General features: G+C 74.1%; 9 protein-coding genes. 2 read left to right on the plus strand and 7 right to left on the minus strand.

The genetic code is table 11. The features are described from left to right. Positions 1–120: 120 nt before the first annotated feature. The 3 genes from ABT247_RS26440 to ABT247_RS26450 all read right to left on the minus strand — a co-directional run bounded on the left by ABT247_RS26440 (position 121) and on the right by ABT247_RS26450 (position 3,470). Positions 121–1,260 carry an epoxide hydrolase family protein gene (locus ABT247_RS26440; RefSeq protein WP_350746844.1) on the minus strand — a complete coding sequence of 380 codons (1,140 nt, stop codon included), beginning with the start codon at positions 1,258–1,260 and terminating at the stop codon, positions 121–123. A gap of 66 nt (positions 1,261–1,326) precedes the next feature. After that, on the minus strand, positions 1,327–2,778 hold the full coding sequence (locus ABT247_RS26445; RefSeq protein WP_350746847.1) for an MFS transporter: 1,452 nt from the start codon (positions 2,776–2,778) through the stop codon (positions 1,327–1,329). Continuing rightward, the gene (locus ABT247_RS26450; protein ID WP_350746850.1) at positions 2,775–3,470 is read right to left on the minus strand and encodes an SGNH/GDSL hydrolase family protein; all 696 of its coding nucleotides are present in this window, start codon (positions 3,468–3,470) and stop codon (positions 2,775–2,777) included. Before ABT247_RS26450 ends, ABT247_RS26445 begins: the two co-directional genes overlap by 4 nt. A gap of 54 nt (positions 3,471–3,524) precedes the next feature. On the opposite strand from ABT247_RS26450, the gene ABT247_RS26455 reads away from it, so the two are divergent. After that, positions 3,525–4,151, plus strand: a complete 627-nt coding sequence (locus tag ABT247_RS26455; protein WP_350746853.1) for a TetR/AcrR family transcriptional regulator — start codon at positions 3,525–3,527, stop codon at positions 4,149–4,151. Positions 4,152–4,299: 148 nt separating this feature from the next. Here the strand turns inward: ABT247_RS26455 and ABT247_RS26460 are convergent, their stop codons facing one another. The 3 genes from ABT247_RS26460 to ABT247_RS26470 all read right to left on the minus strand — a co-directional run bounded on the left by ABT247_RS26460 (position 4,300) and on the right by ABT247_RS26470 (position 9,921). Beyond that, entirely contained in the window at positions 4,300–7,194 is a 2,895-nt protein-coding gene (locus tag ABT247_RS26460; RefSeq protein ID WP_350746856.1) for a molybdopterin-dependent oxidoreductase, read from the minus strand. Continuing rightward, a complete protein-coding gene (locus ABT247_RS26465) occupies positions 7,191–8,015 on the minus strand; it encodes an FAD binding domain-containing protein (protein ID WP_350746868.1) in 825 nt (274 codons plus the stop codon). Before ABT247_RS26465 ends, ABT247_RS26460 begins: the two co-directional genes overlap by 4 nt. Before the next feature lie 139 nt (positions 8,016–8,154). Next, positions 8,155–9,921: a serine/threonine-protein kinase gene (locus ABT247_RS26470; protein ID WP_350746859.1), complete on the minus strand. Its 1,767-nt coding sequence runs from the start codon at positions 9,919–9,921 to the stop codon at positions 8,155–8,157. Positions 9,922–10,104: 183 nt separating this feature from the next. On the opposite strand from ABT247_RS26470, the gene ABT247_RS26475 reads away from it, so the two are divergent. Next, on the plus strand, positions 10,105–11,196 hold the full coding sequence (locus tag ABT247_RS26475; protein ID WP_350746862.1) for a serine/threonine-protein kinase: 1,092 nt from the start codon (positions 10,105–10,107) through the stop codon (positions 11,194–11,196). Between the two features lie 34 nt (positions 11,197–11,230). Here ABT247_RS26475 and ABT247_RS26480 read toward each other — a convergent pair whose 3' ends face one another. Then, positions 11,231–11,584 carry a hypothetical protein gene (locus tag ABT247_RS26480; protein WP_350746865.1) on the minus strand — a complete coding sequence of 118 codons (354 nt, stop codon included), beginning with the start codon at positions 11,582–11,584 and terminating at the stop codon, positions 11,231–11,233. Positions 11,585–11,745 lie beyond the last annotated feature (161 nt).

An 11,745-nucleotide genomic window follows, 5' to 3' on the forward strand; every position in this document is an offset into this window, starting at 1 on the left:
GTGCGGAGGCGCGGTAGCCGAGGTGGAGGTCGAGCCGCTCGCCGGGGAAGACGGTCAGGCTGAGCGGGTAGTGGGTGGCCGAGAGGATCCGGGCGCGAGCGCCTGGCGGCTCCGGGCGCCTCAGCGCTCGCGCAGGCCGCGGAAGAACTGCCGCAGGTCGCCGACCAGCAGGTCCGGTGCGTCGTGGGCGGCCCAGTGGCTGCCGCGGTCGAACTCGTTCCACGACACGATGTTGGCGTGGTCGCGCTCGGCGAACTTGCGGACCGGCCGGAAGTCGTAGGCGAAGCTCGCCAGGGCCGTCGGCGCGGTCGTCGGCTCGGTGGGGTGCTCGGTGTGACGGTCCTCGTGGTAGAGCCGGGCCGAGGAGGCGCCGGTGTTGGTGAGCCAGTAGACGGTGGCGATGGTCAGCACCGTGTCCGGGTCCACCGCCGTGCCCAGCAGCTGGCCGATCCAGGCGAGTTGGCCGGCGGGCGAGTCGGCGAGCGCGTGCGCCAGGTTCTGCGGCTTGGTGGCCTGGAGTTCGGCGAAGGCCGACATCTCGGCGTTGAAGGACTGCAGGAACTGCAGCAGCCCCAGCTCCTGCTCCGTCAGGCCGTCGAACTCGCCCGGGGTGCCGTCGGGGAAGGAGAAGAGCTGGTTGACGTGGACGCCGATGACGTTGTCCGGGTTCTGCCGGCCCTGCTCCGGGGCGATGTAGGCCCCCGCGTCGTTGCCGTGCACGCCGTACCGCTCGTAGCCGAGCCGGCGCATCAGCTCCGCCCAGGCGGCGGCGATGCGGTGCCGGTTCCACCCCGCCTCGCGGGTGGGTCCGGAGAACCCGAACCCGGGGATGTCGGGGATGACGACGTGGAACGCCTCCGCCGGGTCGGCGGGGTCGGTGAGCTCGTCGATCAGGCCGACGTACTCCACGAAGGTGTTCGGCCAGCCGTGGGTGAGGATCAGCGGGGTGGCGTCCTCGTGCGGGGAGCGGACGTGCACGAAGTGGACGTTCTGGCCGTCGATCTCGGTGGTGAACTGCGGGTACTTGTTGAGCCGCACCTCCTGCTCGCGCCAGTCGTAGGTGGTGCGCCAGCGTTCGACGAGGTCCTTGACGTACGACAGGGGTACGCCGCGCTCCCAGCCGGGTTGCACCGGGCCGGTCGGCGCCGCGTCCGGGTCGACGGGCAGTTCGTCGGTCCAGCGGGTGCGGGCCAGGCGGTCGTGGAGGTCGTCGAGGTCGGCCTGCGGGATGTCGATCCGGAAGGGCTTGATCTCAGTCATGCGGAACAGCCTCTCGTAACGTGTGGTGCGCGTGGTACGGGTTTTGCGGATTCCGGGCGGGACGCGTCAGTCACCGTGGCGTGCGGGCAGGAGGAACACCAGCACCGTCGCGGCGATCGCCGCGACCATGGTTGCGACGGACGCCGTGGCGAGGGCGTGGCCGGCTGCGTGGGCCCGGTCGGCGGCGGGGCTGCCGAGGGCGGCGAAGAACACCGCGCCGATCGCCGCGACACCGAGCGCGCCGCCGATCTGCTGGGCCGTCGACAGCACGCCGGAGGCGGTGCCCGCGTCCTCGGGTGCGATCCGCGCCAGGACGACGTTCATCGCCGGGGTGATGAGCAGTCCGCCGCCGACGCTCTGCAGCATCAGGGTGGGAATGACCACGGCGGGCTCGAACGGGGCACCGCCGAACAGCACGATCGCCGTGGCGGCGTACCCGACGACCAGGACCACCGCGCCGGCCTCCAGGACGCGCCGGCCGTGCCGGGGCACCAGCCTGCTGGCGATCATGCTGAAGCTGAAGAACATGACCGCCGCCGGGGTGTACACGAGCCCCGCGCCGAGCGCGGACAGTCCGAGGCCGTCCTGGAGGGAGATCGACAGCACCAGGTAGTAGGAGGTCACGACGGTGTAGACGACGAGGACCAGGAGGATGCCGACCCCGAAGGAGCGGGTGCGGAACAGCGACATCCGCACCAGGGGGTCGCCTCCCCGCGCACCGGTCCGCCGTTCGATCGCCACGAAGGCGGCCAGGGCGAGACCGCTGCCGGCCAGACACAGCCAGGTCCAGGCCGGCCAGCCCTCCTGCCGGCCCTGGATGAGCGGGAAGGCGAGCAGGAACAGGGCGAGGCTGAGGACGAGGACACCCGGGACGTCGAGCCGGCGGGCGCCGACCGCCCGGGACTCGGGCAGCCGCCGGGCGGCCAGCCAGATCGTCGCCACTCCGATCGGGACGTTGATCCAGAACACCGGCCGCCAGGAGGAGCCGAAGAGGTCGGCGCCGATCAGCAGCCCGCCCACGAGCTGTCCGCTGATCGTGGCGACGCCCATCACGACGCCGAGCACGCCGAAGACGCGGTGGCGGCTCGCGGCGGGGACCAGGACGGTGACGGCGGCGAAGGTCTGGGGCAGCATCACCGCCGCCCCGAGGCCCTGCACCAGGCGGGCGACGATGAGGACGAGGGCGCCCGGTGCCGCCGCGCAGGCCACGGACGCCAGGGTGAACACGGCCATCCCGGTGACGAACATGCGCCGGCGCCCGAACAGGTCCCCCAGCCGGCCCCCGGTGATCAGGAGCACGGCGTACGTGAGTTGGTACCCGGCCAGGATCCACTCCAACTCCCCGGCGGAGGCGTTGAGTCCGGCCTGGATCGAGGGCCCGGCGACGATGACGATGAACGCGTCCAGGATGGCCATGAAGGCGCCGACCAGGACAACGGACACGGCGGACCAGGGCACGGCGGCGGGCGCCGCACGCTCGGCGGCGGGCAGGTCCGCAGGCGTTTCCGTACGGCTCATGACCGGCTCCCCCGGGCACCGGCCGCACCGGCCGCAGCTGCCAGCGCCTTGACGACCTCGGCGGCCAGGACGGCCTGGCCCGCCGCGGCGAAGTGGATGCCGTCCGCGCTCAGCAGGTCGGGGCGGTCGTTGACCGGGTGGTCCCACATGTCGACCAGAACGGCCCCGAAGGCGCGGGACAGCTCCCGGGTGACGGCGTTGAGCGTCCGGATCCTGTGGTCCCAGTCCGGCACGGCCGGCAGGCGGAACGCCCGGCCCAGCGTGAAGACGGTCAGCCGGGCACCGGTGGACGCGGCGACCTCGAAGACGCGCCGCAGGTCGCGTTCGATCCGCGCGTAGTCGGGTTCGGCGCGGAACAGGTCGTTGGCGCCGCACGGCACGTGGACCAGGTCCGGCCGGAACCCGGCGAGCCGCGGCGCCTGGTCCGCCAGCGTCCGGGCGGTCGTCGCACCGACCTCGGCGGTGTTCCCGTAGGCGAGGTCGGGGTGGACCCGGCGCAGGGCGCGGACGACGCGGTCGGCCCAGCCGCCGGAGGCGTAGCCGGGGCGCGGGTCGCCCGTCCCGGCCGAGAGGCTGTCGCCGATGACGGCGAACCGGCGCCAGGGGGCGTCGGCGAGCAGCGCGGCGGCGCGGTCGGGTGGCAGGCAGTAGGGGTCTGAATCCTCGGTCAGGGGTAACGTCGTTCCAGTCACACAGAAACCATACGACCGGTCGTACGTATTGTTCAAGCATGGCAGGATGGCCCCATGAACGACCTTCCGATGGACGAGGCTCCCGAACGCGCCGACCTCCGCCTGGTCCGCGGCGACCGGACCCGCAGGGCGATCAGCCGCCACGCCGTCGACGTGGCCTCCCTGGAAGGGCTGTCCGGGCTGAGCATCGGACGCCTGGCCACCGACCTGGGCCTGAGCAAGAGCGGCGTGCAGACCCTCTTCGGGACGAAGGAGAAACTCCAACTCGCCACCGTCGAAGCCGCCCGGGAGGCCTTCCTGGACGAGGTGGTGCGCCCGGTACCGGCCGACCCCGGGGGCGCCGAGCGGCTGCGCGCCCTGACCGAGCACTGGATCGGCTACGCGAGCGCGCCGCTCTTCCCGGGCGGCTGCTTCTGGGCGGCGAGCCTTCCCGACTTCGACAGCCGCCCCGGGGCGGTCCGCGACGCCCTGGCCCGGCAGCGCAGGGACTGGCTGGCCCTGCTCGCCGGCGAGGTGCGCCGCGGTGTCGAGGCCGGGCAGATCAGGGAGATCGACCCCGAGCTCGCCGCATTCCAGATCGACGCCGCCCTCTCCGCGGCCAACACCGCCCTGCGGCTCGGCGAGGCCGGGGCCGCGGACCTGGCGCGGCGGGCCGTCGACGGCTTGCTGGCCCGGAGCTGAGGCGTCGACCCCGCAGGGCCGGCCCCCGGCCACCGGACACCCCGCCGAGGCCGGTGAATCGGGCCCGCGGCCGGGGGCTCAGGCCCGATGTCGGGGGCTCACGCCCGGGCCGGGTGTCCAGGCCCGGGACGCAGGCGGTGTCGAGGCGTCAGGCGGCGGTGCCGGAACGCCGGCGGTGCTCGTCGAGGGCCTGCCACACCTTGTCGCGCAGGAACGGCGTCTCGGTGAAGCGGATGCCGGTCGCGTCGCGCAGCGCGTTGGCGAAGGCGGGCGGCACCGGGTTGAACGGGCTCTCCGACATCGACTTCGCGCCGAGCGGCCCTATGGCGTCCGAGGTGTCGGTGAAGTGCACCTCGGTGCGGGGCATGTCCGCGAACGCGGGCAGCCGGTAGCGGCGGAAGGCCGCGGTGGTGACCTCGCCGCGTCCGTCGACCAGCACCTGCTCGAACAGCGTGGCGCCGAGGGCCTGGGCGACCCCGCCCTCGACCTGGCCGCGGCACTGCAGCGGGTTCATCACCTTCCCGGCGTCGGCGCCGTGGACGCTGCGCAGGATGCGGATCTCGCCGGTGTCCGGATCGACGGCGATCCGGAACCACTGGGAGTTGAAGGCGATCGAGCGCGGCGAGCCGCCGAAGTGGCCGTCGGCGCTGAGCTCCACTCCCCTGGCGCGGGCGGCTTCGAAGACCTCCTTGAGCGTCACCAGCCGCCCGCCGCCCTCCACCGCGCCGGCGGTGAGCCGCAGCGGACCGCGCGGGGTGCGGGCGTACTCCGCGGTGAAGCCGAGGATCCGCTCGGCGAGCGCGGTGGCCGCTCTCAGCACGGCCTTGCCGGCGACGACCGTGCCGGCCGAGCCGAAGGCACCGGTGTCGTGCCGGACGACGTCGGTGTCGGACTGCCGGACGACGACCCGCTCGACCGTGGTGCCGAGGGCCCCGGCGGCGATCTGCTGGTGCACCGTGGTGGTGCCGTTGCCGAACTCCGCGGTGCCCACCGCGATGTCGTAGCTGCCGTCCTCCAGCAGCTTCACGGTGGCGTCGGCGATGTGGCCGCCGGGCGGCCCGCAGGCGATCGCCGCCATGGCGAAGCCCTGGCCCACCAGCCAGCCCTCGGGGGCCAGTTCGGCGCTGGTGTCGTCGGCGAGGGCGTTGCGCACCACGCCCAGGCACTGGTCCAGGCCGTAGCTGGCGATCCGCAGGTCCTCCTCCTCGCCGAGCGGGCCCTGCATGTGCTCGCCGGGGCCGATGACGTTCCGCTCGCGCAGCACGAGCGGGTCGATCCCGAGGCACCGGGCGAGCTCGTCCATCGCCGACTCCAGGGCGAAGGTGACCTGGCCGAGGCCGTAACCGCGGAAGGCCCCGGCGGGCACGGCGTTGGTGTAGACGGAGTAGGCGTCGACCTTCTTGTGCGGCGCCCGGTAGACGCCCATCGACTCGCCGATGCTGTGGAACATCACCGCCGGTCCGTGGTTGCCGTACGCCCCGGTGTCGGCGACGACCCTGAACTGGACGGCCGTCAGCGTCCCGTCGCGCTTGGCTCCGAGCTTGACGGTGATCCGGAACGGGTGGCGGGTGGTGGCACCGTAGAACTGCTCGGCCCGGGTGAACTCCAGCTTCACCGGCCGGTGCAGCCGCAGCGCCGCGAGCACCGCGATGTCCTCGGTGAGCATCTCCTGCTTGCCGCCGAAGCCGCCGCCGACCCGGCCCGCCACCACCCGCACCCTCTCCATCGGCAGGTCGTAGAGGTCGCACAGCGCCCTGCGGGTGAGGAACGGCACCTGGGTGGAGGTGCGGACCACGAGCCTGCGCCCGGCCGGCAGTCCGGTGGCCCCGGAGCCGTCCTCGGGCCCGGACCCGGCGCCGGAACCAGCACCGGAACCGGACCCCGGCCCGGCACCCGACCCCGGCTCGGCACCCGGCCCGGGCTCCGCCCCGGCGGCCGCCCCGGCCCCGGCCGCGGTCTCCTCGAAGTAGACGACGCAGCCGTGGGTCTCCAGACTGGCGTGCTGCACCCGCTGGGTGCGGAAGGTCTCCTGGTAGACGACGTCCGCCTCGGCGAACCCCTGCGCGACGTCGCCGAGTTCGCCGTGCGCCTCACCGCAGACGTTGTTCTCCGCCCGGGCGATCCGCGACTCCGGGCCCTTCGGGTGGATCACCGGGGCGCCCGGCGCCATCGCCTCCTCCGGGTCGAGGACGTACGGGAGTTCCTCGTACTCGACGACGATCCGCCGGCAGCCCTCCTCGGCGGCGCCCTCGCTCTCGGCGACCACGGCGGCGACCCGCTGGCCGACGAAGCGGACCACGTCGTCCAGCACCCGGGTGTCGTCCGGGTCCTCGGTGGGGTGCTCGTGCCGGGCCGAGGAGTACAGCTTGCCCGGGGCGTCCTCGTGGGTGAACACGGCGACCACCCCGGGCACCCGCAGGGCCGCCGAGGTGTCGACGGCGACGATCCGCGCGTGCGGGTGCGGGGAGCGCAGCAGCTTCATGTGCAGCAGTCCCTCGACCTCGAGGTCGAAGGTGTAGCGGGCGGTGCCGGTCACCACCTGCGGCCCGGCGGGCGCCCCGACGCTGCGGCCCACGGCCTGTCCGGCGCACGGCGATTCGGTGTGCTTGACGCCCCGGATCGCGTCCTCGATCGCCCGGTAGCCGGTGCAGCGGCACAGGTTGCCCTTCAACGCCCTGGGCAGATCGGCGCGTTCGAATGCGTCGAAGGCCGCGGCGGAGGTGGTCATCAGCATGCCGGCCGTGCAGAAGCCGCACTGGAAGCCCTGGGCGTCCAGGAACCGCTGCTGCATCGGGTGGAGTTCGCCGTCCCGGGCCAGCCCCTCCACGGTGGTGACCGAGCGGCCCTCGGCGCGCAGGGCCGGGTAGAGGCAGCTGTGGACCGGATCGCCGTCCACCTGGACGGTGCAGGCGCCGCAGTCGCCCGCGTCGCAGCCCTTCTTCACCCCGAACCAGCCCCGCTCGCGCAGGTAGGTGCGCAGGCACTGCCCGGGCCTCGGTTCGGCGTCGAAGTCCTCGCCGTTGACGTTGATCCTGAAGCTCATCGCCCGGCCTCGCCGAGCAGCTCGCGGCGGATCTCCTCGGCGAACCGGTGCGTCATGTGCCGGCGCCAGGCGGGGAGTCCGTGGATGTCGTCGAAGTACTCCTCGGGCCGGACGCCGTGGGTGACCGCCTCGCGCACCGCGTCCGCGTTCGGCGGCACCGCGAAGCGCAGTTGGATCGGCCGGACGGTCGAGGCCGTGATCGTCAGCGCCAGCTCGCCGTCGATCGGGTCCCGGGTGCCGATCAGCAGGGCGCCGGAGCGGCCGAGCCCGTAGAGCGAGGCCTGCCGGAAGGCCGTGCGGCACGCCAGCGCCCGGGCGGGCAGGGTGACCGAGCGCAGCAGCTCGCCCGGCCGCAGGACCTGGACGCCCGCGCCGGTCACGAAGTCCTTCACCGGCACCCGGCGAGCCGCGCCGCTCTGCGACAGCAGGGTGCACACACCGTCCAGCGCGGCGGTCAGCGAGATCATCGGCCCGGCCGGCAGCCCGTTGCACAGGTTGCCGCCGACGGTGGCCATGTTCCAGATCTTCCAGGACGCCAGGAACGCCCGGCAGCACTGCTCGAACAGCGGCGCGGCCGGCAGCTCCGCCTCCCGGGCGAAGCGGGAGAGCTGGGCGATCGTGCAGGTCGCCGCGATCTCCAGGTCCCCCGCCGCGGTCGTCCGCACCGGCTCCCAGCCCATCCGGCTCAGGTCGACCAGCCGGCGCAGGTGCGGCTGCGGCTCGGAGAACAGGTACGTCCCGCCGCCGAGCCAGGCGTCCCCCGGCCGCCAGGTGTCGCGACGCCGCGCGTCACGCAGCTCCACCACCGTGTTCAGGTCCACGTCCAACCACCGTCCTCGACCGTTCAGTGCGGCCATTGAAGCAACGGCCGCACACCCGAACGAGTAGGCTCGGACACCAGTCCGGGTGATCCGGACTGGATGATCGACCAGACGGCTCGGCCGCCCACGGGCAGCGGCGCTACGGGGCCGGCTTCCAGAGCGTGAGCAGGACGCTGTACGCCGGAGGATCGTACGGCGCCCCGGTCGGCTTCACGTCGGTGATCTTGAGCATCGCGAGGTTGCCCTTGTCGGTGACGGTGCAGAGCACGTCGCCCTTCTTCAGGGCCTTCTGGTCGATCAGCGCCGTGTTGCTGAGCTCCGCGGGCAGCGGGGCGGTGTCCACCGACTGACGGCACTGCTCCGGCGACGTCCCCGGGCTCTTGGCCATGGCGGTGCGGAAGTGCATCCACTGGAGGAGGTAGGAGAACTCGGCGTCGTGGTCGCTGACGTCTCCGTTCGGCACGACCTTGGGCACGTCCAGGTCGACGGTGATGATCGCGCCGGTCACCGGCGGCCCGATCAGCAGCGGGCGGTCGGTGAAGACCGGCTCGTAGCCGCGCTTGGGAGTCGCGGTGGCGGACGCCGTGACCGGCGGGGCGTCGGAGGGCTGCCTGCTGGGGGTGAGGGAGGGGGTCGCGGTCGCGCTCGCGGGGGCGGGCGGGTTCGCCACCGGCGCGCCGGTGGCCGCGGAGGTTCCGGCCTTGTCGTCGCCGGACACGAGCCAGGCCGTGGCGGCGGCCACCACCGCCAGGGCGGCCACGAGGGCGACGGCCAGCGGCGCCCGTCGACGCGGCGGCCGGGCCGCCGCCGTGGGCGCCTGCGGCGGCGCCGCCGGGGGCGGGGGTGCGGTGTGGGTGGGCGCACTGTGCACGCCGCCGCCCGGGTGGGCCGACACCTGGGTGGGCACGTAGGTGGGCACGCCGGCTCCGGTCCCGGCCGCCGGTGCGGGCTCCGTTGCTGGTGCGGGCTCCGCCGCCAGCAGGCGCGCCGCCTCCCGCTCGCGCTCGGCCACGGCCGCGGCGAGCGGGGCCGGAAGCCAGCCCTCGCCCGGCTGCGGGGCGCGGCCCGAGGCGCGCTCGCACAGCTCCGCCAGCTCGGTCGGCGTCGGCCGGGCCGCCGGATCGGCGGCGAGCATGCGCTCCAGCAGGGGCCGCAACTCCTCCGGATACCCCGTCAGGTCCGGCGGCCGCAGCTCGGTGTTGGCGATCTGGGTGGCCACCGTCAGCATGCCGCCCGAGCCGTACGGGTGCCGGCCGGTGGCCGCGACGGCGGCGATCAGCCCGAGCGAGAACACGTCGGCGGCCGGCGTGATCTCGGCCCCCGTTCCGTGCTCGGGCGACATGAACTGCGGGGTGCCGATGAAGCCACCGCTCCGGGTGAGCTGGGTGGCCTCGGCGGCGCGCGCGATCCCGAAGTCGATCACCCACGGGCCGTTCGCGCCGAGCAGGATGTTGGACGGCTTGAGGTCCCGGTGGACGACCCCGGCGGCGTGCACGGACGCCAGCCCGCGGGCCACGCAGCCGACGAGCTGCAGCGCCACGGGCACCGGCAGCGGGCCGTACGCCGCCAGCGCCTCGTCCAGCGGCAGCCCCGGCACGTACGCGCTCGCCAGCCACGGCCGGGCCCCGCTCACGTCGTGGTCCAGCACCGGCACCAGGTGGTAGCCCCGGACCTGCTGCGCCGCACGCACCTCCTGCTGGAACCGGCGCAGGAACTCCGCGTCCCCCGCGAACTCCCGGCGGATCACCTTCAGGGCCACCGGCTGGTTCCCCCGCGTCCGCGACAGGTACACCGACCCCATGCCGCCCTCGCCGATCCTCGCGAGCAGCCGGTACCCGGCGATCTCCTGCGGTTCGTCCGTTCCGAGCGCACTCAGCGCAGCACTGTTCCCACTGATGGGACCCACCCCCGATCACGATGAAGATCAACAATAACCGCCGGTCGCAGCGAGTCGGGAATCGAGGCCCCGCACGGCCCGGGCGCGGACGCCGCGGGTGGAGTGATGTTCCGTCAGATACCGACCATCGAGAGGAAGTCAGGATGGCCGGAAGCCTGGCGGCGCCCGTCGACCGCCCCCTAGGGTGTCCGCATGGAGCTGGTCGTCTTGGTCTTCCTAGCCGCCGTGATCCTCGCCGCCGCCACGCTGCTCCGGGCCGTCTTCAGAGGGAACGAACGGCGCCGGCAGTCCCCCGGCTCCGCCCCGGCGTCGAGCACACCGCCTGCACCGACCGCACCGGCCGCGCCCGTCGCTCCTGCCCCACCTGTCGCTCCTGCCGCGTCGGCCCCGACCGTCGCCCACCACCCGATGCGCCACGGAGAGGCGCGGACGATCGGCGGCTACCACCTGCTCGGCCGGATCGGCTCCGGCGGGATGGGCACGGTGTACCTGGCCCGGCGGGAGGGCGCGGCGACACAGGTGGCGCTGAAGACCATCAACCCCGAACTCCTCGACGAAGCCGAGCTGTTGCGCCGCTTCGAGCGTGAGGCGGAGGTCCTGGGCATGGTCCCCGGCGCCTACACCGCCCGGGTGCTCGACGGCGGGGTGGACGACGGACGGCCGTACCTGGTGATGGAGCTGTTGGACGGCAGGCCCCTGGACGCCCACCTTCGCGAGCACGGCCCGATCCGCTCCCCCGAGGCGCTGCGCGCCCTGGCCCTCGCGCTGGCCGTGGCCCTGTCCGGGGTGCACCGGCTCGGCCTGATCCACCGGGACCTCAAGCCGGCCAACATCATGCTGACCACGGCGGGTCCCCGTCTGCTCGACTTCGGCATCGCCGCCCTGGTGGACGGCACCAGGCTCACGGCGGTCGGCGGTGGGCCCGGCACCCTGACCTACATGGCGCCCGAGCAGTTCGGCGACGAGCGGGTCGGCACGGCCGCGGACGTCTGGGCCTGGGCCTGCTGCGTGGTCTGCGCGGCGCACGGCGCCAGCCCGTTCGCGGCGACCAGCACCGCCGCGGTGATCCGGCGGATCGTCGACACCGGCCCGGAGCCCGCCGCCCTCGCCGCCGTCCGGGACCTGGATCCGGCCCTGGCCGCCGTCGTCGTGGGCGCGCTCTCCCCCGACCCGGCGGGCCGCCCCTCGGACGGCGCGGCCCTGCTGGAGGCGCTGACCGCCCGTCCGTCCCCGGGCGCCGTGCGGGACGAGATCACCCGGGGCTGGCGCACCCTGGCCCTCTGACCGGGAAGCTGGACCGGCACCGCCCCCCGCCGCGCTACCTGCGACGGACCATGGCCTGCGGCAGGCGGCCGTCGTTCCAGTAGCCGTCCAGGACGGTCAGCAGGGCCTCGGGATCGCGCATCAGCTCGGGCACCCGGTCGCCGTACGCGTCCGCCAGCGGGTCGCGGTCGACGGTGCGGCGCTCCGCGGACGTGAAGGACGAGGAGTAGGCGTGGCAGGCGGGGCACCACAGGTAGTTGATCATCGACGGGGTGTCGCGGCCGAGCTTCTCCCGGTGGTAGGAGCGCAGGCCGAGGTGGCCGCAGACCGGGCAGGTGCGCTCCGTCACGGGCCGGTCCAGCTGGGCGCGCAGCGCCTCGCGGTCGGTCTCGTCGTAGCGGCGGGCCATGGGGTGGGTGACCTTTCTGGTGCAGTGCGGGAAAGCTGTGCGGGAAAGCGGCGGGGGGGGCGGGGGGGGGGGGGCCCCCCCCCCCGCCGCCCCCCCCGCGGGGGGGTGTACGGGCGCGCGGCGGGCCCCGCGCGGGGGGAGCGGTAAGATGTTGGCCCCGC

The organism is Kitasatospora sp. NPDC001539, assembly GCF_040298565.1.
GTDB lineage: Bacteria > Actinomycetota > Actinomycetes > Streptomycetales > Streptomycetaceae > Kitasatospora.